Origin of the sequence: Actinotignum timonense (assembly GCF_030216305.1) — a bacterium.
GTDB lineage: Bacteria > Actinomycetota > Actinomycetes > Actinomycetales > Actinomycetaceae > Actinotignum > Actinotignum timonense_A.
Window position 1 is genome coordinate 1 of the sequence record NZ_JASOKT010000001.1, and the last position, 23983, is coordinate 23983.

25 protein-coding genes and 2 rRNA genes are annotated in these 23983 nt (G+C 63.0%); 24 read left to right on the forward strand and 3 right to left on the reverse strand.

The window, feature by feature from the left end:
- From QP305_RS00005 to QP305_RS00115, 23 genes are all read left to right on the forward strand, one after another.
- Positions 1-185 (forward strand): 23S ribosomal RNA (locus tag QP305_RS00005); the annotation flags it as partial.
- 101 nt (positions 186-286) lie between these two features.
- Positions 287-406, forward strand: a 5S ribosomal RNA gene (gene rrf, locus QP305_RS00010).
- Between the two features lie 272 nt (positions 407-678).
- Positions 679-1020, forward strand: a complete 342-nt coding sequence (locus QP305_RS00015; RefSeq protein WP_284903165.1) for a hypothetical protein — start codon at positions 679-681, stop codon at positions 1018-1020.
- A gap of 42 nt (positions 1021-1062) precedes the next feature.
- Positions 1063-1440, forward strand: coding sequence for a hypothetical protein (locus QP305_RS00020; RefSeq protein WP_284903167.1), 378 nt, complete (start codon positions 1063-1065; stop codon positions 1438-1440).
- Positions 1437-2261: a hypothetical protein gene (locus QP305_RS00025; protein ID WP_284903169.1), complete on the forward strand. Its 825-nt coding sequence runs from the start codon at positions 1437-1439 to the stop codon at positions 2259-2261. The genes QP305_RS00020 and QP305_RS00025 overlap by 4 nt, the downstream gene beginning before the upstream one ends.
- Complete coding sequence (locus tag QP305_RS00030; RefSeq protein WP_284903170.1) at positions 2261-3277, forward strand: HAD-IIA family hydrolase; 1017 nt, start codon at positions 2261-2263, stop codon at positions 3275-3277. Before QP305_RS00025 ends, QP305_RS00030 begins: the two co-directional genes overlap by 1 nt.
- Positions 3274-3525 carry a hypothetical protein gene (locus tag QP305_RS00035; RefSeq protein ID WP_284903171.1) on the forward strand — a complete coding sequence of 84 codons (252 nt, stop codon included), beginning with the start codon at positions 3274-3276 and terminating at the stop codon, positions 3523-3525. The genes QP305_RS00030 and QP305_RS00035 overlap by 4 nt, the downstream gene beginning before the upstream one ends.
- 19 nt (positions 3526-3544) lie before the next feature.
- The gene (locus QP305_RS00040; protein WP_284903173.1) at positions 3545-4381 is read left to right on the forward strand and encodes a TlyA family RNA methyltransferase; all 837 of its coding nucleotides are present in this window, start codon (positions 3545-3547) and stop codon (positions 4379-4381) included.
- A gap of 34 nt (positions 4382-4415) precedes the next feature.
- Positions 4416-5261, forward strand: a complete 846-nt coding sequence (locus QP305_RS00045) for an NAD kinase (protein WP_284903174.1) — start codon at positions 4416-4418, stop codon at positions 5259-5261.
- Positions 5258-6973 carry a DNA repair protein RecN gene (gene recN / locus QP305_RS00050; protein ID WP_284903175.1) on the forward strand — a complete coding sequence of 572 codons (1716 nt, stop codon included), beginning with the start codon at positions 5258-5260 and terminating at the stop codon, positions 6971-6973. The genes QP305_RS00045 and recN overlap by 4 nt, the downstream gene beginning before the upstream one ends.
- A gap of 5 nt (positions 6974-6978) precedes the next feature.
- The gene (gene steA / locus QP305_RS00055; protein ID WP_284903176.1) at positions 6979-8154 is read left to right on the forward strand and encodes a putative cytokinetic ring protein SteA; all 1176 of its coding nucleotides are present in this window, start codon (positions 6979-6981) and stop codon (positions 8152-8154) included.
- A gap of 12 nt (positions 8155-8166) precedes the next feature.
- Positions 8167-9213 (forward strand): copper transporter, encoded by a 1047-nt coding sequence (locus QP305_RS00060; RefSeq protein WP_284903177.1) that lies wholly within the window; start codon positions 8167-8169, stop codon positions 9211-9213.
- Positions 9214-9228: 15 nt separating this feature from the next.
- Complete coding sequence (locus QP305_RS00065; protein ID WP_284903179.1) at positions 9229-10146, forward strand: hypothetical protein; 918 nt, start codon at positions 9229-9231, stop codon at positions 10144-10146.
- Positions 10143-11783 carry a murein biosynthesis integral membrane protein MurJ gene (murJ, locus tag QP305_RS00070; protein ID WP_284903182.1) on the forward strand — a complete coding sequence of 547 codons (1641 nt, stop codon included), beginning with the start codon at positions 10143-10145 and terminating at the stop codon, positions 11781-11783. The genes QP305_RS00065 and murJ overlap by 4 nt, the downstream gene beginning before the upstream one ends.
- Before the next feature lie 87 nt (positions 11784-11870).
- Complete coding sequence (locus QP305_RS00075; RefSeq protein WP_284903183.1) at positions 11871-12461, forward strand: NUDIX domain-containing protein; 591 nt, start codon at positions 11871-11873, stop codon at positions 12459-12461.
- A gap of 258 nt (positions 12462-12719) precedes the next feature.
- Positions 12720-13409, forward strand: a complete 690-nt coding sequence (locus QP305_RS00080) for a helix-turn-helix transcriptional regulator (protein ID WP_284903560.1) — start codon at positions 12720-12722, stop codon at positions 13407-13409.
- Positions 13410-13424: 15 nt separating this feature from the next.
- Positions 13425-14876 (forward strand): Fe-S cluster assembly protein SufB, encoded by a 1452-nt coding sequence (sufB, locus tag QP305_RS00085; RefSeq protein ID WP_200807184.1) that lies wholly within the window; start codon positions 13425-13427, stop codon positions 14874-14876.
- A complete protein-coding gene (gene sufD / locus QP305_RS00090) occupies positions 14876-16057 on the forward strand; it encodes a Fe-S cluster assembly protein SufD (RefSeq protein ID WP_284903184.1) in 1182 nt (393 codons plus the stop codon). The genes sufB and sufD overlap by 1 nt, the downstream gene beginning before the upstream one ends.
- Complete coding sequence (locus QP305_RS00095; protein ID WP_026429292.1) at positions 16054-16401, forward strand: Rieske (2Fe-2S) protein; 348 nt, start codon at positions 16054-16056, stop codon at positions 16399-16401. The genes sufD and QP305_RS00095 overlap by 4 nt, the downstream gene beginning before the upstream one ends.
- Positions 16401-17162 carry a Fe-S cluster assembly ATPase SufC gene (gene sufC / locus QP305_RS00100; RefSeq protein ID WP_016442707.1) on the forward strand — a complete coding sequence of 254 codons (762 nt, stop codon included), beginning with the start codon at positions 16401-16403 and terminating at the stop codon, positions 17160-17162. Before QP305_RS00095 ends, sufC begins: the two co-directional genes overlap by 1 nt.
- On the forward strand, positions 17163-18434 hold the full coding sequence (locus tag QP305_RS00105; protein WP_284903186.1) for a cysteine desulfurase: 1272 nt from the start codon (positions 17163-17165) through the stop codon (positions 18432-18434).
- Positions 18435-18438: 4 nt separating this feature from the next.
- Positions 18439-19005, forward strand: a complete 567-nt coding sequence (sufU, locus tag QP305_RS00110) for a Fe-S cluster assembly sulfur transfer protein SufU (protein ID WP_284903189.1) — start codon at positions 18439-18441, stop codon at positions 19003-19005.
- 101 nt (positions 19006-19106) lie between these two features.
- The gene (locus tag QP305_RS00115; protein ID WP_434736379.1) at positions 19107-19505 is read left to right on the forward strand and encodes a metal-sulfur cluster assembly factor; all 399 of its coding nucleotides are present in this window, start codon (positions 19107-19109) and stop codon (positions 19503-19505) included.
- 62 nt (positions 19506-19567) lie between these two features.
- On the opposite strand, the gene ypfJ is transcribed toward QP305_RS00115, so the two are convergent.
- Together ypfJ and QP305_RS00125 are read right to left on the reverse strand one after the other, a co-directional pair.
- A complete protein-coding gene (ypfJ, locus tag QP305_RS00120) occupies positions 19568-20461 on the reverse strand; it encodes a KPN_02809 family neutral zinc metallopeptidase (protein ID WP_284903193.1) in 894 nt (297 codons plus the stop codon).
- Positions 20462-20507: 46 nt separating this feature from the next.
- Positions 20508-20828, reverse strand: a complete 321-nt coding sequence (locus QP305_RS00125) for a hypothetical protein (protein WP_284903195.1) — start codon at positions 20826-20828, stop codon at positions 20508-20510.
- Positions 20829-21001: 173 nt separating this feature from the next.
- Between QP305_RS00125 and QP305_RS00130 the strand changes: the two genes are divergently transcribed.
- Positions 21002-22615: an ABC-F family ATP-binding cassette domain-containing protein gene (locus QP305_RS00130; RefSeq protein ID WP_087070740.1), complete on the forward strand. Its 1614-nt coding sequence runs from the start codon at positions 21002-21004 to the stop codon at positions 22613-22615.
- 99 nt (positions 22616-22714) lie between these two features.
- On the opposite strand, the gene glgC is transcribed toward QP305_RS00130, so the two are convergent.
- On the reverse strand, positions 22715-23965 hold the full coding sequence (gene glgC, locus QP305_RS00135) for a glucose-1-phosphate adenylyltransferase (RefSeq protein WP_035277237.1): 1251 nt from the start codon (positions 23963-23965) through the stop codon (positions 22715-22717).
- Positions 23966-23983: the final 18 nt, after the last annotated feature.

A 23983-nucleotide genomic window follows, 5' to 3' on the forward strand; every position in this document is an offset into this window, starting at 1 on the left:
GTTGGCCACGTTCGGGAGGGATAACCGCTGAAAGCATCTAAGCGGGAAGCCTGCTTCGAGATTAGTTCTCGTTCCACGTTTGTGTGGGTGAGGTCCCCGGTTGATGATCGGGTTGATAGGCCAGGGATGTAAGGCTTGTGAGGGTTTTAGTTGACTGGTACTAATGGACCGATAGCCAAAACAACTTTTGACGGGTTGCTTTTGTTTGTTTTTGCGTGAGATTATGTGTGTTTGCGTTCACTGTGCGATGACTGGCCACCATGGTGGTTGGTGTTTGTTTGGTTGTGGCGGTGGTTATAGCGGCAAGGGTATACGCCCGGTCTCCTTTTCGAACCCGGTAGCTAAGGTTGTTTGCGCTGATGGTACTGCACTCGGTGGGGTGTGGGAGAGTAGGTCACTGCCGCCATGTTTCTTATGTGTGTGGGGTGTGTTTATGTCTTATCTGTTAGGGCATAGAACACACCCCACACCTTTTTAATCTCTGCGCGCCAAAATTTACTGCTCAGCGCGCGGCCGAGCTGGAGTCGGCCTAAAATAAGCACAGCATCGTGATTCTTTACAATCGAACTGCGAGGAATGAAATGTCTGACCACGAAGAATGGAGCGAAGAACGCTCCGAAGACGACCGTCCGAAAGGACAATGGAGGTCCGCACGGCAACGGCGCGAACCCTCGCAGCATGAATCCGGAGAAGGCGGTGAGGGACGCGCTTGGAGCGATCCCCGCGAAGCTTGGAATGACCGCCGCGGAGGCTCACGGCGTCGGGATAACCGTGAAGGAAACTGGAACCGTCATAACATCGACCGGCGTGGGGGCCGTGGCTATGGCCGCGACCGCGACTCGTGGGAATCACGGGAATCTCGCGATGAGCGCAACGGTGGAAACCGGCGTTCTTCGTGGAGTCGGCGTGGTGATTTCCAGGACGGCCGCGACGAACGAGGCCACAAGGGTGGATTCCATAATCGCCGCGACCGCGATGACCACCGCGGGTACCGGCGCGATTGGGACGATAGGGACTTAGGCGATTCACGCCAATCGCGCGGATCCTGGGATCGCGGCGGCGATGGCCGCTACGACCGTCAAGACCGGCGCGGAGGACGCGGTGGCCAGTGGCGCGATAACCGCCGAGGCCAGGACAAGCGATTCGGTGGCCGGCGCGATGATCGTTTCAATGAGCGCGCTGACCGCGAAGATCGTCGTCGTACCGAAGAACACGAGGTACGCGACAACAGCAGCTACGGGCGCCGCGACCACTATGATGACAAGCCGCGCTTTGATCGGGACGAACGCCGGCGTGACGACCATCGGCGTGATGATCGGCGTCGTGATGATCACCGTCGCGATAACTATCGCCGTGAGGACCGGCGGCGCGAAGAGGGTGGTGGATACCGTGAGAACGATAAGCGGCAGCGTGATGATCGGCGCAGCCGCGGCGGTATGAAGGATCCCTTCATTCCCGAAACGGTCAATGCGCAGGATCTCGCGGCGGAATCGCGGCGTAAGCTCAAGGTGCTCGCGCCGGCGGTTTCCGAAAACGTGGCGCGGCACCTCGTTTATGCCGGTTCGATGATGGACCAGAATCCTGAGCTCGCCTACGAACACGCGAAGGCGGCCTACCGGCATGCCGCGCGCATCGATATTGTGCGTGAGGCGCTCGGATTGACCTCCTACCTGACCGGGCGGTACTCCGAAGCTTTGCGTGAGCTGCGTACCTACCGGCGCATGACCGATGATTATTCGCATGTGGCCCTCGAGGCTGATTCGGAACGCGGGTTAGGCCGGCCCGAAAAGGCCCTCGCTTTTATCGCTGAGATTCCGCTCAAGCGGCTCAATACCGCCACCACGCTCGAATTGGCGCTAGTGACGTCCGGGGCTCGCGCGGATGCCGGTGATTCGGAGGCCGGCCTGGCTGTCCTCGAGAAAATCAAGGTCGAGAACCTCGATGAGGAATTGCGGGCCCGCGTCGAGCTCATCAAGGCGGATCGCCTCGAAGAACTCGGGCGCGCGGAAGAAGCCGAAGAGCTGCGCACCCGCTGGAACCCCGTCTACAACGCCGAAGGTGAAGTCGAACTTTTCACCGCGGAGCCAGAAGCGGAGCCAGAAGCGGAGCCAGAAACGGAGCCCGAAGTGGCGCCTGAATCCGAGGCTGAAGCTGAGGCTGAAGCTGAGGCCCGGCCTGCGGGGGAGGCCGCACCGGGAGTCGATGCGGATTTTGAGGCGACGTCGGAGCAGGAGTCCGTGCAGGAGTCGGAAGAAGAGTAATGGCGAGCCTGGTATCCCATTTCGACGGCGCAATTTTCGATCTGGACGGTGTGCTCTACCTTGGCATCGATCCGGCCCCGAACGCCGCCGATGCATACGCGCGCGCCATCGCGGCCGGAATGCGCCCACTCTTCCTCACCAATAACGCCTCGCGCACCCAGGAAGAAGTCGCCGCGCACCTCGCAACCGTCGGAATCTCAGCCCCGGCCTCCACGGTTCTCACCTCCGCGATGGCCAGCACCCGCTTGGCTGCCGCGCAGGTACCAGCCGGAGCAAAAGCCCTCGTCATCGGGGGTAATGGCCTGCATCGCGCGGTGAGTGAGACCGAGCTTGTCCCCGTCGCATCGGCCGACGATAACCCGGACGTGGTCATCATGGGTTTCTACCCGACCATTGACTGGGCGGCGCTCTCGGAAGTCGCTCTGGCCATTCGGCGCGGCGCGCTTTTTGTCGCCACAAACCTGGACGCCACCCTCCCCATGGAACGCGGATTTATGGTCGGCTGCGGCTCGCTCGTGGCGGCGGTCGTCAATGCCACCGGGGTGAGCCCATTGTCCGCGGGCAAACCCGATCCGGCGATTTTCGCCATCGGGATGGAGATGCTCGGTTCCACCCATCCCCTCGCCATCGGCGACCGCCTCAATACCGATATTCGCGGGGCGCGCGCCGCCGGCATTCCCAGCCTCCACGTGCTGACAGGCGTGAGCGCCGCGCGCGATATCATGCTCGCCGCCCCGGAAGAACGCCCCGATTACCTCGGCGATGACCTGCGCGTCCTCAACGAGGACTACCCAGATATTCACCGGGAAGGCGAACGCTGGGTGGCCGGCGGATCCTGGGCGCAGGTTGAAGAAGGGAACGACGGCGCAGCGGCCCGCCTGGTCACCTCCGATGGACGCGGGCCACACCTGGGTCTGGACACCTACCGGGCTGCGGTGCACGCGGTATGGGAGCTACGGGATCGCGGTATGGGGGAGAACCTTGTTCTCGAGGACATCACCGTGGAGCAGCGATGACGGATCAGGATAAAGCCGCAGCGCCCGGGCCGGCGGTTCCCGGGCCGACGGTTGCCCGGCCGGCGGTTCCCGCGCCGGGGGCTGCCGGGCCAGGTGCGCCCGGGCCGGCGGTACCGCTCCCGAGCGCACCGCTCAATATTGAGGCAGCCCTGGATCAGCTCACCGAGCTCGACCTGCCCGAACAGATTGAACAATTGGAGGCGATTCACGCCGAATTGGGCCGGCGCCTCTCCCGGGCGCGGGTTTAAACCAGAAAGGTGCTCGGCTATGGGGCGTTTACGGCGCGTTGACGCGGAACTTGTGCGGCGCGGACTCGCGCGCTCCCGCCAGGATGCCGCGGTGCTCATCCGCGAAGGCCAAGTATTCCTGGACGGGGCCGAAGTCACGAAACCCGCCCGCCAAATGGACCCGGCTCAGGCACTTCTTGTTAAAGAAGCCGCGCGGGATCGTTACGTATCCCGCGGAGCATATAAACTCCTCGGTGCTCTTGATTACCTCGGGGATGCCGGCCCGCGAGTGGAAGGCGTCCGGGCCCTGGATGCGGGTGCGTCCACGGGTGGATTCACCGATGTGCTGCTGCGGCGCGGCGCCGCCCACGTGGTGGCCGTGGATGTTGGCTACGGCCAGCTCGCCTGGAAACTCCGCGAAGACCCCCGCGTCACCGTGCTCGAACGCACGAATGTGCGCACTTTAGATCCCGCGGCGGTTGCCCCCGCGCCCGATCTGGTCGTGGGGGACCTCTCCTTTATTTCTTTGCGACTGCTAGTCGCACCCCTTGCCGCCGCGAGTTCGCCACGGGCCGATTTTTTGCTTATGGTCAAACCGCAATTTGAGGTGGGCCGGGAGAAGATCGGTGCGCACGGCGTGGTTCGTGATCCGGAGTACCACGTGGAGGCCGTATGCGACGTCGCCCTTTCCGCCCGCGCCGCCGGGCTAGCCATCCAAGCAGTCGCGCCCTCGCCCCTTCCCGGGCCGGCCGGTAACGTTGAATATTTCCTTTATATGAAGAAAAATGCCCCAGATCTGCTCGGAGAGAATCTCGAGGAAAGCGTGCGGGCGGCGGTGGCAGCGGGGCCGGCCGGGCAGGGACGGCCCGCGCGGTAGCGGGTAGGATACCTGAAGAGAGGGGAGGCATTCGATGGCACAACCAAAAGTCGCCCTGGTCGTCAATCGCACGTTACCACCGCAGATGGAACGTGCCGCTCACGATGCGATTGTCGCCCTGGAAGAACGCGGAATACGGGTGGATACCAGCGAAACGCTGGCGGGGGCCCGCGATGCGGATCTCATCCTCGTTATGGGCGGGGACGGCACGATTTTGCGCGGCGCGGAGCTGGGGCGCAGCACCGATGTGCCCATCCTCGGCATCAACTACGGGCATATGGGCTTCCTTTCCGAAGCGCAACCCGATGAACTACCCGCGGTGGTGGAACGTATCGCCGCGCGCGATTGGGTTATTTCCGAACGCATGACCATTGATGTGCATGTGCAACGCCCGGATGGCTCGTGCATCGTGCAGTGGGCCCTCAACGAAGTATCAGTAGAAAAAGCTTTTAACTCCCGCCTTATCGAAACGTCCATCGGGGTGGACGGCCGCGAAATTTCCGCTTTCAAAGCTGATGCGGTTCTCCTCTCCACACCCACCGGTTCCACCGCCTATAATTTTTCAGCCGGCGGCCCGGTGGTGTGGCCAAGCGTGGAAGCACTCCTGCTCACCCCGGTGGCAGCCCACGCGCTTTTCACCCGCCCGCTCGTGGTCAGCCCGTACTCCACCTTAGAAGTTCGGGTTTTGCGCGATGAGGCCATGGTGTCCTGCGATTCGCGGCGCCGGCTTGTTGCGCCCGAAGGAACTGTTATTACCGCGGTGCGGGGAGAGCGGCCCGTCAAGCTTGCCCGGCTAAATGAAACACCCTTCTCCGGGCGTCTGGTGGCCCGCTTCCACCTGCCGGTGCGCGGCTGGCGCGAGCGTGAGGTGCGCGAATGATCGACCAGGTACGCATCCGCAATCTCGGCGTGATCGCGGAAGCCGAACTCAATCTGGGGCGCGGGCTGACGGCCCTCACCGGGGAAACCGGGGCCGGAAAAACCATGGCGGTCACCTCCCTCACCCTGCTTTTAGGTGCGAAAGCTAATCCGGCCCGGGTGCGGGCCGGAGCAACCCAGGCGGAAGTGGAAGGAACCTTCCTCGTGGATGCTTCCTCCCCGCTCCTGGACCGTATCACCGAGGCCGGTGGCCGCTACGATGTTGAGGGCGATACCGCCGCCGTTATTATTGCCCGGCACATCCCCGCCAAAGGGCGCTCCCGCGCTTTTGTGGGGGGCCGTTCGGTGCCCACCGCGGTGCTCACCGATATCGCGGCGGAGCTTGTGACCGTGCACGGTCAATCCGATCAGATCCGTTTAGGTAACCCCAGCCAGCAGCGCGCCGCGGTTGATGAATTCGGGGGCGACACCATCACGCGGGCAAAAGCTACCTGGGAGCATGCCTGGAAAAACTACGGTGCAGCACGCGAGGCTCGCGATGTATTTCAGGCCGGGGCGCAGCGCGCCGCCCAGCAACGTTTGGCGTACCGCGCTTTGCTTGACAAAGTCGAGGCGGTCAATCCCCAGCCCGGAGAAGAAGAAGCCCTGCGGGCGCGCGCCCGGATTCTGGAAAACGCGGTGGAAATGTACGGGGCCTACTCGGCTGCCGCCGAAGCCCTCAGCGGGAATGATACCGAGGCCGGTGCCATATCCGCCCTGGGCGTGGCGTTGGCGCAACTCGAGCACGTCCTTGAACTAAGCGGTTCTGATATGCCGAACGCACAGCTCGAGGATCTCCGCGAGCGCCTGGAAAGCGCCGAAGCTGATATCACTGATATTCACGCGGATATTGCGGAACTGGCCCGCGGTACCCAAGCCCAACCCGATGAGCTCTCCACTATTTATTCGCGCCGCTCCGAGCTGGCGGGGTTACGCAAAAACTTAGGGATGAGCGGCGAAGAAATACTGCGGGCCGCGGCAGAAGCCCGCGCCGGCCTGGAACAGCTTGATGACCCGGCCGCCACCTTGGAACGCCTCGAAAAAGAACTCTCTCAGGCCCACGCCACTATGGAAGAGGCGGGTGCGGCCCTGCGGGAGGCCCGCACCGCCGCCGGAAACGAATTGGCCCGCGCGGTTGAAGCGGAACTTCCCGAGCTTTCCCTGCCCGATGCCCATTTCACCGTTCAGGTTGAAGCCGCGGAACCCGGCGCTAACGGTGCGGATTCCGTCACTTTTTTGCTGGCCGCCCACCGCGGCGCGCCCCTCGCCCCGCTTGCCTCCGGTGCTTCGGGCGGGGAACTTTCGCGTGTCATGCTCGCCCTGGAAGTGGGGCTGGCGGCTCGGCGCGCCCAGCAGGGTCACACGTTCCTTTTCGATGAGGTGGATGCCGGGATTGGCGGCCGTGCCGCCAGCGCCGTCGGGAAAAGACTGGCAAAACTGGCCGGAAGCGCCCAGGTTATTGTGGTCACGCACCTGGCCCAAGTCGCGGCCTGCGCCGAGCACCAACTCGTCGTCGTGAAACAACTAGAAGAAAGTGCCGCGCGCACCGAACTGCGTGACGTTAGCGGGCCGGAACGCGAAGCCGAACTGGCGCGCATGCTCTCGGGAAGCGATACCGATGTGGCACGCGCGCACGCAGCTGAGCTACTTAAGGCCGCGAATGTGGCACTATAAAGCTTGTGGCATCGAAGTTATGGCGAAAAAAGAAGGTCGTTGCGGAAGGAACCCTGGCCGGTCCGGCCCGGGTGGACGCGCGCACCAAGAATCTCACTCGTCGCCTCCAAGCCGGCGATGTAGCGATTATTAACCACACGGATCTGGATCGGGTCGCCGCGGAAAACCTGGTGGCCGCGCAACCCGTTGCCGTGCTCAATGCCGCGAAATCCATTTCGGGGCGCTACCCGAACCTCGGCCCCGCGATCCTGGAAGAAGCCGGTATTCCGCTTATCGATGACCTCGGCCCGGAAATTATGGATATATCCGAAGGCCAGTGGGTGGATATTGACGGGGCGCGCGTGGTGGCCGGCGGGCGCGTTATTGCCGAAGGTACTTTGCAAACCGCGCAGAGTATTGCCCGCGATAGCGAGGCGGCCCGCGCCGGCATGACCGTGCAGCTGCGTGCTTTCGCCGCGAATACCCTCGAATATCTCAACGAAGAACAGGGCCTCATCCTGGACGGGGTTGGTATCCCTGATATTCGCACGTCCATGGAGCACCGCCACGTGCTCGTGGTGGTGCGCGGCTACGATTACCGCGAAGACTTGCGCGCCCTGCGCCCCTATATTCGGGAGAACCGGCCCCTCATGATCGGGGTAGACGGCGGGGCGGATGCCCTCCTGGAACTGGGCTACACCCCGGGTATTATCGTCGGCGATATGGATTCGGTATCGGATAAAGCGCTGCGCTGCGGTGCCGAAGTGGTGGTGCATGCCTACCGGGATGGGCGCGCCCCCGGCAAGAAACGCGTGGAAGATCTGGGCGTGGATCACGTGGTCTTCCCGGCCACCGGCACCTCCGAAGATGTTGCTATGCTGCTGGCGGATTCCAAAGGTGCCAAGCTCATTGTGGCGGTGGGCACCCACAATACGATTCTGGAATTCCTCGATAAGGGCCGGGCGGGAATGGCATCGACCTTCCTCACCCGCTTGGTGGTGGGCGGCAAGCTCATTGACGCGAAGGGCGTCTCGCGCCTCTACCGCTCCTCGATTTCGAATTGGATGCTGGTTGCCCTCATTCTCGCGGGAGTTTTTGCGCTCTTCGCGGCCCTGGCCGTTACCGGTGCGGGCCAAACCTTCCTGTCCGTGCTCACCACTCGCCTCGGGGATCTTGCCGAGTGGTTCCGTAATCTCTTCTAGGAAAGTTAGCTGATGGTTGATTTTAGGTATCATCTCGTTTCCCTGGTCTCGGTGTTTTTGGCGCTGGCCATCGGAGTGATTCTCGGGGCGGGTCCGCTGCAAAATTCGATCGCGCACGGGTTGACCGGCCAGGTGGATTCCCTGCGCGAATCGCGCGATAAGATGCGCGTGGAGCTTGATCAACGCGGGGCGCAGCTCGATGCGGCGTCGACGGCGCTCCTCGGTGCCGGCGAACAACTCAATGCTGGAACGCTGACGAATCGGCGCGTTGCTATCGTGGCGGCGGCCGGGGCGGACGGTGCCGTTGTGGAGAAAACCCGGCAGAGTCTGAGCGCTGCCGGGGCGCGTATCACCGGGGAAATCACCCTGGCCCCGGCTTTTACCGACACCGAATACGCCACTTACCGTTCCACGCTTTCCGGTAACCTCGGTTCATACGTCAAGGATCTGCCCGCGGGCGGTTCCGCGGACGCGATTCTCGGTGCGGCCGTGGATACCGTGGTGCGTTCCGCGCCGGAAGATGCGGGGGCGACGACGCTCATCACGCTTCTCACCTCTCCGGAAAATAAGCTCATTGATGTGGCGGTTGCTCCGAGCGAAGCCGCCGAGGTGGTTGTTTTTATCACCGCTGATCCGGCGGAAGCCGCACCGGCGCCCGCAGAGAAGGAAACCACCTCTCCGCATATCACGGATACCTACCAGACGGCCTTCGCGGCCATGGCCGGGCGTGGCCCGGCGGTAGCGGTGGGCGCGGGGACTGATGGAAACTCCGTGCTGGGAGCCGTGCGCTCGGCCAAAGCCGGCTCCACGGTGGATTCGGCACAAACCGCGCTCGGCGATGTCAATATTCCCATGGCGGTGGCCGCTGAACTACATGAACGGCACGTGCACCTCGGGGTAGCACCGGGGGCAGATAGCGCAATTGGGGAACGCCAGAGCGCTTCCGGGCCCGCGCAGCCGGCCCCGGCCCCGCAGCCCGAACAGGCTCCCGCGCCGGCACCCGCACCCGCGGACGGCGGGCAAGCTCCCGAAGGTGGGCAGGCCCCGGCAGGGCAGTAACGGTACCATGGGTGCATGACCCTTTCTGCTTTCTGGAGGAACCAGGTGCGCCTGGGCGCTGCCGCCCCGGCCGGATACGCCGCCGCGCGCGCCGCTGAGAAACTGCTCTCCCGGCAGCCCGCGCCCTCCTGGCAACGTACCGCGAAAGACGGGCGGAGCGTGAGTTTGCGGGAAGGCCCGGTTGCGGTGGCGGGTATTACCGCGGGCTGCGCGGCGGGGGCACTGCTCTCCGGAGGCAGCTGCTCGGCCGGTCCGGTTATCGCGGCGCTCAGCGGCGGGCTGGCCGGATATATTGACGATTTTTACGAGGGTGCATTTTCGCGTACCTCCAAAGGACTGCGCGGCCACCTCGGGGCACTCTCCCGGGGCCACCTAACCTCAGGTGCGCTGAAAATAGTGATTATCGGGGCGGGTGCGGCCCTGGCCGCGCGCTTCCCGGGCGCTGCCAGCGTTTCTTGCACTAAAGCTTCGCGCGCCACGGCCTCTCGCGGCAACGTCTCTCACCGCACTTCCTCTCCGGCCCGGCAGCTCGCGCTCCACGCCGAACGCACCATTCTTATTGCCGCCACCGCGAATCTTATTAATCTCCTCGACCTCGCGCCGGGCCGGGCCTGGAAAGGCACCCTCGTCGCCGCGGCTCCCTTCTCCCTGGTCAGCTACCCGCCCGCGGGGCCCGTTGCCGCAGCTCTGATGGGCACCGGCGCAGCCTGCCTGCCCGAGGACCTCGCCGGCACGGTCATGCTCGGAGATACCGGGGCAAATGCACTGGGCGCAGCCCTGGGCTGGGCACTGGCCAGCCGCGGCCCGTGGGTGCGGCGCGGGGCGCTGGGCGCCGTCGTCGCCCTTAATATCGCAAGCGAAAAAATATCATTTTCGCGGGTTATCGCAATCCACCCGTGGCTGCGTGCCCTCGACCAGGCGGGCCGGGCATGAAAAAAGTTCTCGGAACGGCACTCGGAGCAGCCGGAACCATAGCGATTCTCACCCTGCTTTCGCGTGCCATGGGCTTCGTGCGCGCCTGGGTGCAAAACGGGGCGCTGGGGGACTCACTCGCCGGGGAAGCGTATTCAACGGCGAATACCGTCCCGAATGTACTTTTCGAAATCGCGGCCGGCGGGGCCCTGGCCGCCGCGGTTATCCCGCTGGTCTCCGGGTTCCTGGCGAAAGCCCTCGCCGCGGAAGTCTCCCGCACCGCATCCGCCCTGCTCACCTGGGTGCTCGCCATCGGAATTCCGGTGGCCGGACTAGTGACCCTGGGCGCCCACCCCATTATGGAGGTGCTCCTGGGGGCGGATTCGCCGGCGGCCAGCGTGGATTTCGCCGCCACGCTGCTGCGGATTTTCGCCTGGCAAATACCGCTCTACGGACTCTCGGTGGTGTGCACGGGGCTATTGCAGGCACATAAAAAATTCGTGCTTCCCGCCCTCGCCCCGCTGCTGTCCTCCGTCACGGTTATTATTACGTTCCTTATTTTCACGGAACTAGCCGCCGGTAACCAGCACGATCCGGCCCGCATATCCCGCACCGCCCTCTACGTGCTGGCCTGGGGCACCACGGCGGGAGTGGCGGTTTTTTCGCTGCCCCAGCTCATCCCGGTGCTGCGGCGCATGACGCTGCGGCCCACCTTCCGTTTCCCGCCCGGGGTGGGGCGGCGTGCGCTACGGCTGAGCGGGGCCGGGCTGGCCGGCCTGCTCGCCCAGCAGATTCAAATCATCGCGGTTATGCTTTTCGCCAATGCGCGTGGCGACGTGGGAACCTACCCGGTTTTCACGTTCGCGAACCAGCTCTATATGGTTCCTTACGCGGTGCTGGCCGTCCCCATTGCCACCGCGGTGTTCCCGCGCCTGGCCGAAGCTGCCGCGATTCCCGGACGGCCGGGCCTGGCCCGTATTACCGCCCGTTCCTCTCGACTCGTTTTCGATATTGGCTTGCTGTGCGTGGCACTGCTGGTGGCGGTGGCGGAACCCGCCCAGGCGCTGTTCGCGGTGGCGCGCCCGGTGGCCCATATGGATATTGCCATGCTGGCCATGGCCCCGGCCCTCCTCGGCTACGCCTTTATTTACCACGGTTCGCGGGTGCTTTACGCGGTGGAGGCGGCCCGCGCGGTCATTATCGTCAATTCGGCGGCGTGGTTCAGCGTTGTGATGGTGCTCATCGGCGCGGCCGGCCTGGGGGTGCGCGGGCGCACCGAGGTCCTCATCAGTATTGGTGCGGCGATGTCCGTGGGTATGACGATAGGCGGCATCGGCCATATCTTCGCGATCCGGCGCGCGGTGGGCCCCGGGGCGCTGCGCGGCGTGGGCTATTCCCTACGTATCGTGCTTCCGGCCGCGGTACTTGCGGGCGGAGCCGGATACGCCACCGGGCGCGGGATATTACGCTGGTGGGGCGAAGGTGCCCTGGGCGCGCTGGGAGCAACCGCCGCGGCCGGCGCACTCACCCTCGCCATCGGGGGAGTAGCGCTCTACCTGGTGGACCGGCGCGCGCTACGTTTGGCGCGTGACGCAGAGGCGCCGTCGACCCAAGAAATGCCGGCCATTGCCGTGGCCCTCGACGAAGCGAATGCATAACGGCCCGGCCGCAGCGCGCACGCACCCGCACGCATGGACGCACGCAACCGCCTGCACCCACCCGTCCCGCGAAGGAAAGGAAAGACAATGAACCTCGAGCTCAGCGATGAGTACCGCCCCGAGCATATGCGGCGCCTGGAGCGGCGCAGCATACTCGAATCGCCTTTTATTAACGTCTACGAAGACACGGTGGAACTACCCAGCGTGGGGGCGCGGATGGAGCGCTATTGGGTGGAGCACCGTGACGCGGTTGCGGTACTCGCGGTACGGAATAGCGGCGACGGCGCAGCTGAAGAAGTGCTCCTCATCCGCCAGTATCGGATCCCGGTCCGCTCGCTCCTGTGGGAAATTCCCGCCGGTATTCTTGATATTGAGGGTGAGGATCCCGCGGATGCCGCCCGGCGTGAACTACGCGAAGAAACGGATTATGAGGCCGGGAACCTGGAGTTCCTCACCAGCTTCTACACCTCGCCAGGTTTCACCAATGAACATATGACGGTGTATCTCACCCGCGATCCGGCTCCGGCCGCAAGCACCTTCGCCCGCGAGGATGAAGAGGCAGAAATCGAGGCGCGGTGGGTGCCGCTCGCCCGGGTGCGCGAGGCGATACTGGCTGGGCGGCTCGGCAATCCGCAGCTGGTGGCCGCGGTACTCGCCTACCTGGCGCGCAGCGCTTAGCCACGGGCGTAACCCGCGCGCACGGCGGGCAGGCACCGGCAAGCTTGCGCCTTTTTGCGTCCGGTTAGGCTGTCCAAACTAGATTACGCAACGCCCGTGTTGTTTAATTGGATGGCGAGGTCCTAGATATAGCAGGCCGGCACGTGATAAAGCAGCGGTGGGCAATGCGGGGGAGCCTCGGGCTACGGCCCAGGATTCCGAGCAGCGCTCCCGGATGCTTGGTGAAGGTGGAGAACAGTGGAAGGGGTGGTGATCCAGATGGCAGAGGAAGAAAGCGCAGGGATCCGCCCCCGGGAAGAAACAACCCGCGAAGGAATTCTGCGCCTCATTATGGAACGCGGGCCCATTAGTGCCGCGGAACTGGCCCAGCTGGCTATTCTCACTCCGGCCGGGGTGCGCCGGCATTTAGTGGCGCTCGAAGATGCCGGTGCGATCACCGAATGCGAAAAACCCGGGCAGCGCGAGGCACGAGCCGGGCGCCCGGCCCGCTATTACGTGGCGACCGATACCGGGCAGAACGCCGGGGCAACCTCGTATCACACCATGGCGAATGCCGCCCTTGATTTTCTGCGCGAAAATCTGGGGGAGGCCGGGGTGGAGGAATTTGCGCGGCGGCGGGAACGGTCCCTGGTGGCGCGTTACCGCGATGCGCTCGGGGATACCGAAAATCCCGCGGAGCGGTTGCGCCGCCTGGCGCGAGCCCTCACCCACGATGGCTACGCCGCGTCGGTTCGCGATGTTCCGGGCACGCAGGATGGGCCGCGCCAGATGATTCAGTTGTGCCAGGGACGCTGCCCCCTGCGCGACGTCGCCACACACCATCACTTTTTATGCGCGGCGGAAACCCGCGCTTTTCACGAACTACTCGGGGTTCCCGTGCAACGCCTGGCAACCATTGCATCCGGGAGCCACGTGTGCACGGTGACGCTGCACGCTGACAGCGTTTAAATCGGGAGGAAACACATGGCACAAACACGGCACGAGGCAGCAATTGCGGAGGCCGTGGCGCAGCAGGAACACGTGATCGCGAACCTGTCCGGCGCCTATGAATTTGGGTGGCACGATACCGATACCGCCGGGGCGCACGCGCGCCGCGGTCTGGATGAGGGCGTGGTGCGCGCGATTAGCGCGGCGAAAAAAGAACCGGAATGGATGCTCAAGCGGCGCCTGCGTGCCCTACGTCTCTTCGAGAAACGCCCCATGCCCACCTGGGGAGCCGATCTTTCCGGGATCAACTTCGATGACTTCAAATACTTCGTGCGGGCAACCGACCGCCAGGTCACCGATTGGAATGACCTCCCCCCGGAAATCAAAAACACCTACGACCGGCTCGGCATCCCGGAAGCGGAAAAAGAACGCCTGGTGGCCGGGGTGGCTGCACAGTACGAATCCGAGGTGGTGTACAACTCGATTCGTGCGGACCTGGAAGAACAGGGCGTTATTTTCGTCGATACTGATACCGCACTGCGCGAGCACGAGGACCTGGTGCGCGAATACTTCGGCACCGTAATCCCGGCCGGGGATAATAAATTCGCCTCCCTCAATACCGCGGTGTGGTCGGGTGGTTCCTTCATTTACGTGCCGAAGAATGTGCACGTGGATATCCCCTTGCAGGCGTACTTCCGTATCAATACCCAGGCGATGGGCCAGTTCGAACGCACCCTCATTATTTGTGATGAGGGCTCCTACGTGCATTACGTGGAAGGTTGCACCGCGCCGATCTACTCCGAGGATTCCCTCCACGCCGCTATCGTGGAAATCATCGTGAAGAAGAATGCCCACTGCCGCTACACCACCATCCAGAACTGGTCGAATAACGTGCTCAACCTCGTGACCCAGCGCGCGACCGTGGCCGAAGGCGCCACGATGGAATGGGTGGATGGTAATATTGGCTCGCGCCTGAATATGAAGTACCCGGCCTGTGTGCTCCTGGGCGAACACGCCCACGGGGAAGCGCTCTCCGCGGCCTTCTCCGGCCCGGGCCAGCATCAGGATACCGGCGCGAAAATGCAGCACCTGGCCCCGAATACCACCTCCTCGATTGTGTCGAAGTCAATTTCGCGCGGGGGTGGGCGCTCCTCCTACCGCGGCCTCGTGCAGGTCTCGGAAGATGCCCGCGGCTCGAAATCCAATGTGGTGTGCGACGCTCTGCTCGTGGACGATATCTCCCGCACCGATACCTACCCCTACGTGGATGTGCGTACGGACGACGTCGAAATGGGGCACGAAGCCACCGTGACGAAGGTGAGCGAAGAACAGCTCTTCTACCTCATGCAACGCGGCCTGTCCGAACAAGAAGCCATGGGGATGATCGTGCGCGGCTTCGTGGAGCCCATCGCCCGCGAACTGCCCATGGAATACGCACTTGAACTCAATCGTCTTATTGATCTGCAAATGGAAGGGAGTGTGGGCTAATGGTCAGTACTGATCATTCCCAGGCGGTGCTGGCAGACGAAGGATTCCATACCGCGCACGCCGACCGCTCGGACCGTTTCGCCTCCTTCAACCCGGAGGAGTTCCCGATTCCGCGCGGAACCGGGGAGGAAGAAGACTGGCGTTTCACGCCGATGGACCGGGTCGCCCCGTTCATTCATAACGTGGAGGGCGTGCGCGATGCCACCGTGACCGCCACCGTGGTAGGTGGGGCACGCGTGGAAGAAGTGGACCGCAGCGATCCGCGCCTGGGCACGGTGGGGAAACCCGATGACCGCGCGGCCGCCCTCGCCTGGTCAGCTTTCCAGCGTGCGCATATCGTGACTCTTGACGGAAGCGAGCACGCGGACGTCGTCGCCATTATTAACGGGGAAGGGAAACTGAGCGTTGCTCACACCCTCATCACCGCGGCCCCGGAGGCCAGCGGTACCGTGGTGCTCGAGCACACCGGCAGCGGCGACCTCACGGAAACCGTGGAAATTGAGGTGGGAGCGCACGCGGATCTCACCGTTGTGTCCGTGCAGGAACAAGAACGCTGCGCGTCCCAGCATTCCGCCCAGCGGATCCGGGTGGGTGAAGGCGCGAAATTCCGGCATATCGTGGTGACCATCGGCGGGGATCTCATCCGCATGACCACCGCGTGCGAGCTGGAAGGGGAGCATTCTGATACCGAACTGCTGGGCGCTTATATCACCGAAAGCCACCAGCATCACGAACACCGGATTTTCGTGGATCACGTGGCCCCGCATTGCAAATCGCGAGCCACCTACAAGGGTGCGCTCCAGGGCGATGAGGCGCATTCGGTGTGGATCGGGGATGTGCTGATTCGGGCTCAGGCCGCCCAGACCGATACGTATGAACTCAACCGCAACCTGGTGCTCACCGAAGGCGCCAAGGCCGATTCGGTGCCCAATCTGGAGATCCTCACCGGGGATATTGCCGGAGCCGGGCACGCCTCAGCCACCGGGCGCTTTGATGATGAGCAGCTCTTCTACCTCATGGCCCGCGGCATCCCCGCGGACGTGGCGCGCCGCCTGGTGGTGCGCGGTTTCTTCGCGGAATTGGTGGAACAGATCGAAGTGGATTCGGTGCGCACCAAGCTCATGGACGCTATCGAACGCGAACTCGATTTGGCCGATGCCGGAAGCGGGGAGGAGGCATGAGCTGGCAGCAGGTGTGCACCACCGCGGATCTCGAGCCGGAAAGCGCTCTGAGTGTGGAAGTCCGCGCTGCTAGCGGCGCCGTCGTACCCGTATGTATCGCACGCGACTGCCACGGAACCTGGCACGCCGTGGGCGATATCTGCACCCATGAAGACGTCAACCTCAGCGACGGCGAAGTTTTTGATACCACAATCGAATGCCCCAAACACGGGGCGGAATTCGACCTGTGTTCCGGGCGTGCCCTCACGCTCCCGGCGGTCACCCCCGTGCCCGTCTACCCCTTGACCTGCGATAATGACGGCCGCGTTTTTATTGACGTGGACACAACACCTGAGGAGAAGTAATGGCTACTCTCGATATTATTGATCTGCACGCCTCGGTCATCACCCCCGAAGGCCCCAAACCGATTCTGCACGGCGTCAATTTGCATATTGGCGATAATGAAATCCACGCGATTATGGGCCCGAATGGCTCGGGTAAATCGACCACGGCCTACGCGCTGGCCGGGCATCCCTCCTATGAGATCACCTCCGGGCAGGTGCTGCTCGACGGCGTGGATATTACCGATATGACCGCCGATGAACGCGCCCGCGAGGGGCTTTTCCTCGCCATGCAGTACCCGGTGGAAGTCCCCGGCGTTTCCGTCTCGAATTTCTTGCGCACCGCGAAAACCGCGATTGACGGGGAAGCTCCCAAGCTGCGCGAATGGTCCCAGGCGCTACGCAAAGTCACGGAAAAACTGCGGGTAGACGCCGATTTTATTAAGCGCGATCTCAATGTGGGCTTCTCCGGTGGCGAAAAGAAACGCACCGAAGTGCTCCAGATGGAATTGCTGGAACCCAAGATCGCCGTGCTGGATGAAACGGATTCCGGCCTGGACGTGGACGCGCTGCGTGTGGTCTCCGAAGGCATCGTGGACGTGCATGAACGCACCGGTAATTCGCTGCTGCTCATCACCCACTACAACCGGATTTTGCAGTACGTCAAACCCGATTACGTCCACGTTTTTGCCGGCGGCAAGATTGTGCGCACCGGCGGGCCGGATCTGGCCAGCGAACTGGAAGCCTCCGGGTACGACAGCTACATCGAAGCGGAGGCGAAGTAGGTGAACGCCGTGCGCCCGCTGGTGGCGCGGGAAGATTTCCCGATTCTGGCCCGGCCGATGCGCGGGGATCAGGCCCTCGTGTACCTAGATTCCGGGGCGACGGCGCAGCGCCCGCGCGCCGTTCTGGACGCGATGGTGGATTTTGATACGCGCTCCAACGGGGCGGTCAAGCGCGGGAGCCACCTGCTCGCGGAGGAATCCACCGTGGCCTACGAAGAGGCCCGCGCGAAAGTGGCGGCTTTCATCGGGGCGGCGCCCCAGGAAATTGTATGGACCAGCGGGAGCACCCAATCCCTCAACCTCCTCGCCTACGCGATCTCGAATGCTACGGCGGGGCGCGGCTGGGGGAACGCGGATCGTTTCCTGCTGCGCGCTGGTGACGATATCGTGGTCACCCGCGCCGAGCATCACGCGAATCTGCTGCCCTGGCAGGAATTGTGTGAGCGCACCGGGGCCCGCTTCACGTGGCTTGATCTGGATAGCGAGGGCCGGATTGACCCGGCCACCCTCGCGGTGATCGGGCGGCGCACCCGCATCGTTGCTTTTACCCATGTCTCGAATGTGACCGGGGCGGTTTCGCCGGTGGCGCAGATCGTGGAGGCGGCCCACGCGGTGGGTGCTTTTACGGTGCTCGATGCCTGCCAATCCGCGCCGCATCTGCCCGTGAACGTGCGGGAACTTGACGTAGATTTCGCGGCGTTTTCGGGCCATAAAATGTACGGGCCCACCGGGGTGGGGGTGCTGTACGGGCGTGAAGAACTCCTCGCGGACCTGCCGCCCTACCAATTCGGTGGTTCGATGATCGAACGGGTGACGATGGAAAAAACGCGTTACGCGCGCCCGCCGGCCCGTTTCGAGGCGGGAAGCCAGCCGGTTACCCAGATCGTGGGCCTCGCGCGGGCGGTGGATTACCTCAGTGCCATCGGCATGGAGAACGTGGCGCGCTACGAAGATGAGCTGACTGCCCAGCTGCTTGCCGGGCTCGGGCAGATCCCGGGGATCCGGGTGCTCGGCCCGCGCACAGGCGCCGGACGTACCGGGATCGCGGCTTTTACCGTGGACGGCGTGCACCCGCATGACGTGGGGCAATTCTTGGACGCGCGCGGTATTGCGGTGCGGGTGGGCCACCATTGCGCCCAGCCGATTCATGATTTCTTCGGGGTGCCGGCTTCGGTGCGCGCCTCCGTGGGGATCTATACAACGAGCTCGGATATTGACGCATTCCTTGATGCGTTGAGCCAGGTCCGCGGCTATTTCCGGGTGGAAGGATAAAAAGTTGAGCGAACTTGATGAGCTCTACCAGCAGATTATTCTCGACGCGGCGCGCGAACGCCACGGTGAAGGTGAGCTGGCGCCGGTGGCCGGTAGCGCCGTCGTACCACAAGGGGAGTCCACCCAGGTCAATCCCATGTGCGGGGATGAGGTGACCCTCGAGGTGCGCCTCTCCCCGGATGGAGAGAAGATCGCCGAGCTCGCCTGGCAGGGGCAGGGCTGTTCCATTTCCCAGGCCTCGATTTCCATTATGAATGACCTGGTGGCCGGGCAATCCATCGAGAACCTCACCACCCTCTACGGTTATTTCCGCGAGATGATGGACAGCCGCGGGGCGGAGCTTTCAGATACCGCCGCGGATGCCCTGGAAGACGCCGCCGCTTTCCACGGGGTAGCCCGCTTCCCCATGCGCATTAAATGCGCGCTACTCGGCTGGATGGCAGTCCGCGAAGCAACCGACGAAGCATTGCGCCACCTCAATACACCCGGCACGCCCGCGAGCAATTCAGCAGAAGCTACGAATCCCGTGGGCGCTACGCCGCCCCTAATGAAGGAGACCCCGGAACAATGACGGAGAAGAACGAAGTAACCCCGCCCGCGCCCGAGGCAACTGCTCCCGAGGCCACCCCGCCTGCCGCGGAAACGGCGCCTGCGGCAAGCGTGCCGGAAACTATGGCTGCAGCAAACGCACCGGAGGCACCCGCGCCCGCAGCGGACGAACGTATCGGCGAAGTGGTCTACACCGACGGTGATAGCCCGATAGACGACGTCGATCCCTACCTCGTCCTCGAGGCGATGAAAGACGTTATCGATCCGGAGCTCGGCGTGAATATCGTCGATCTTGGCCTGGTCTACGGCGTGACCACGAACGGCCGCCACCTCCACCTCGATATGACCCTCACCTCGCCGGCCTGCCCGCTCACGGACGCCATCACCGACGGCATTATTATCGCCACGGAAGATCTTGTGGACGACGTGGATATTAACTGGGTGTGGCTACCGCCGTGGGGCCCGGAACGCATTACCGAAGACGGCCGCGATGACCTGCGCGCCCTCGGTTTCAATATTTAGTACGACGACGCCCGTGCGCCCAGAAAATTCTGTGCGCACGCCGCACTTCCGCCAACGCCTCTTTAGCGCCAGGTATTGCAGGCGTTGAAATCGCCTGTTTCGTAGCCGGTTGTCAGTGCATCCATACGCTGAGCGGATGAGCCATGGGAGAACTTTTCCGGATTGACATCCATGCCGGCGCTTTCTTGAATATGGTCATCGCCAATCGCGGCAGCGGCATCAATCGCGCTGGCGAGCTGGTCACGGGTGGGAGCCTGGAGAATCGGGATCCCGCTGGCCGGATCAACCGTGCTGGCGGCGTGATGCAACCAGAGGCCGGCGTAGCAATCAGCCTGCAATTCCGAGCGCACCTGCGAAGAATCCGGGCCGGTATCGCGCGGATTGACGCGCTCGAATACCCCGGTGAGATTCTGGATATGATGCCCGAATTCGTGGGCGACCACATAGGCCTGGACCAGGGTGGTGTTCTCCGCCCCGAAATTAGCTTCCAGTTCATCGAAGAAGGTGGTGTCAAGGTAGACGGTTCCATCGGCGGGGCAGTAGAAGGGACCCACCTGACTGGAGGCATTCCCACACCCGGTGCTCACGCCTTCGGAAAAGAGCGCAAAGCCAGGAAGCTCATAGCGGGTGCGCGCCGCGCGGGGCAGTTCCTTTTCCCAAAATGCATCGAGGGATTGGGCCACCGCCACCATAAAGCATTCGGTGGAGGCATTGGCATCCGCTCCGGTACGGCACTTGTCCGCGAAATCTGAGGTGGTGGATTGCTGGGCGGAGCTGCCCTGAGGGGAGGTGCCCTGGGTGATAGCAGCCGGCGGGGGAGTACCGGTGACCATGTACCAGACCAGGGCAATAATAATTCCGGTGAGCCCCATGCCGCCGCCAATCATGGCACCGCGCCCGCGTCCGCGATTTTGTACTCTCGCCCCGTCGAGGCGCACGCCGTCGTTAACACTCATGGCTTCGAGCCTACCCTCCCGGCCCGGCCCCCGCGGCCCTTTTCCGTTAATACCGCGCGATAGCGTACCCGAGGGGAAGCGCCGCCACGATCACGCAGATGAGGCAGGCGAGGAAGCTCCATCCGGCCACCTTGCGGAAGCGCAGCTGACCGGGAGTGGCACGCTGTTCGCGCGAGAGCGTGACGGCGGTGAGAACCAGGCCCGCCACCGCGCCCAGCCAGGCGAGGAGTTGCACGAGCAGCCGGCCGTGCCCGAGAAATACGCAGGCCGCAGCGCATACGGATATCACCACGGGTAGCACATAAGCGCCGTGGGTTTCCGGATGCTCGCCGGGATCCGGTTCGGGTGCTGAAGATGATATTGTCACCTGTCCATTGTCCCCCGTGCACGCCGCTGGCACCAGTGGCGCGCTGCTGTGAGACCACCTGCAAGCCGAGGCCCATCGGCGGCACAGGCGACCTTGACCAGCGCACGCCAGTAGCGCGCTACCGTGACGGCCAATGCGGCCCGCGCGCGATTTTCTCGGTAAAGTAGGCCCTTGTGATTACGGCTTCTGATCTCACGATTCGCATCGGTACGCGTGAACTTGTCCAGCACGCCAGTTTTCAGGTCCACAAGGGTATGCGCGTGGGCCTGGTGGGGCGCAACGGCGCGGGCAAAACCACGATGACCCGCCTGCTGGCAGGCGAAGGCACCACCTCGGATGCCGTTGATTACGAAGGAACTCTGCACCGCAGCGGCACCATCGCCTACCTCCCGCAAGATACCCACGATGGGGATCCGAACCAGATTGCCCGGGATCGTATCCTGGAGGCCCGCGGAATTGACGCCACGATCCGCCGCATCCGCAAGGCGGAAAAAGATATGGCCGAATGCACCGGCACCCGCCAGCAAAAAGCCATGGAACGCTACGTGCGCCTGGATCAGGAGTTCACCGCGGCCGGGGGCTGGGCCGCCAATGCCCAGGCTTCCCAAATGGCCGCGGCTCTGGGCCTGGATGAGCGCATCCTCAACCAGCCCCTCGGCACCCTTTCGGGTGGGCAGCGCCGCCGCGTCGATCTGGCGCGGGTGCTTTTTTCCCAGGCAGATACGCTACTTTTGGACGAACCGACCAACCACCTCGACCACGATTCCCTCCTGTGGTTGCGCGATTACCTCGCGAATTATTCGGGTGGTTTCGTGGTGATTTCCCACTCGGTGGATCTGCTGGAAGAAACGGTCACGGCGGTCTGGCATTTGGATGCCAACCGGGCGGCCCTCGACCAGTACGCGATGGGTTGGTCAGCCTACCTCAAGCAGCGCGAAACCGATGAGCGCCGGCGCCGGCAGATGCGCGCCAATGCCGAAAAGAAAGCGGATCATTTGCTGGCGCAGGCCAATAAGATGCGCGCGAAGGCCACGAAGGCGGTTGCCGCTCAGAATATGGCGAAACGTGCGGAGAAGCTTCTTGAGGGACTGGAAGAAGAACGCGCGGACGATAAAGTGGCAGCGCTGCGTTTCCCCGAGCCGGCTCCCTGCGGGAAAACACCGTTGCGGGCCCGGGGCCTGTCAAAATCCTACGGTTCCCTGGAGGTGTTCACCGGCGTTGATTTGGCGATTGACCGCGGTTCGCGCGTCGTCGTTCTTGGTCTCAACGGCGCGGGCAAAACCACGCTATTGCGTTTACTGTACGGAACGGAAACCCCGGACACCGGTGAAGTGCTCCCCGGGCACGGCCTCAAGCTGGGCTATTACGCGCAGGAACACGATTTTATCGATACGGATAAAACTGTGGTTGATAATTTGCGTTACGTCGCCCCGGAGTTCGACGAAACAGGCTTACGAACCGTGCTCGGTTCCTTTTTGTTTTCGGGCGACGACGCCGATAAGCCCGCTCGCGTCCTCTCCGGCGGTGAAAAGACCCGCCTGGCCTTGGCCATGCTGGTGGTTTCGCGCGCCAATGTGCTGTTGCTGGACGAACCAACCAATAATCTTGACCCGGCCTCCCGGGAGAAAATCCTTGGCGCCCTGGGCAAGTACGAAGGCGCCGTCGTACTGGTCACGCACGACGAAGGTGCCGTGACCGCGCTCAATCCCGAGCGTGTGCTTCTCCTCCCGGACGGAGACGAAGATTTGTGGAGCGACGACTATCTGGAGTTGGTTTCCCTCGCCTAGCACGGGTGTGCCCGGTACCGGAAACCGATACCGGGCACACATACTAGCCTGAAGCTAGGCAAGCGGTGCAAACACTGAATAACTCAGGCGCGCAACCGCTTAGCGGCGCACCACCGCATTCTTGGGAACCACGACCACGCCGCCTTCAGAGACGTAGAAACCGCGTTCGCGGTCATAATCGTGATTGACACCCAGCTGCGCGCCTTCTTCGATCTGGACATTCTTATCCACGATGGCGCGGATAACGGTGGCATTGCGCCCCACATTCACGCCGTCCAGCAGCACCGATTCACGCACCGAGGACCAGGAATTCACCCGCACCCCGGGGGAGAGCACCGATCCGATCACTTCGCCACCGGAGACGATAACACCGGGGGAAACAATGGAATCCAGGGCGTGCCCGAGGCGTTCGTGATGCCCGTACACGAATTTTGCGGGCGGCAACCCGGTGTAGCCGGTCAGGATCGGCCAGCGCTCGTTGTACAGGTTGAAATCCGGGGTAACGGAAATAAGATCCATATTCGCTGCGTAGTAGGCGTCAATGGTACCCACGTCACGCCAGTAGTCCTTATCCCGTTCACCTTCACCGGGGATACGGTTATAGGTGAAATCGTAGACGCCGCAATTACCGGCTTCCACGAATCGCGGAACAATGCTGCCACCCATATCATGGGCGGAACTGGGATCCGCGGCGTCATTCTGGAGGGCCTCAACCAGGGCGTCAGTGTTGAAAATGTAATTGCCCATGGAAGCCAGGAACTGATCCGGGGCTTCTTCCAGGCCCAAACCGGAGGTATCCTGCGGCTTTTCCAGGAACCGGGAAACCTTCTGGTGGTTCTCCGCATCCACATCAATAACGCCGAAGGAGGGGGCCAGTTCCAGCGGCTGGCGAATACCGGCAATGGTCAGGTCAAAACCGGATTCCACATGCTGGTCCATCATCTGGGAGAAGTCCATGCGGTAGATATTGTCTGCTCCGGTTACGAGCACAACATCAGGCCGTTCATCATCGATGACGTTCATGGACTGGTAAATGGCATCCGCACTACCGGAGAACCACCCCTTGCCGCGCCGCTGCTGGGCGGGAACCGGGGCCACATAATTGCCCAAGAGGTTGGACATACGCCAGGTTCTCGTAATATGGCGGTCCAGCGAATGCGACTTGTACTGGGTAAGCACGATGATCTGGAGGTATCCAGAATTCACGATGTTACTCAGCGCGAAGTCAATCAGCCGGTAAATGCCACCGAAAGGAACCGCGGGTTTCGCTCGATCTTCAGTGAGCGGCATCAAACGCTTGCCTTCGCCTCCCGCAAGGACGATGGCCAGAACGCGTAAATCTCTCCTCATGACTACAGCGTACCGTAA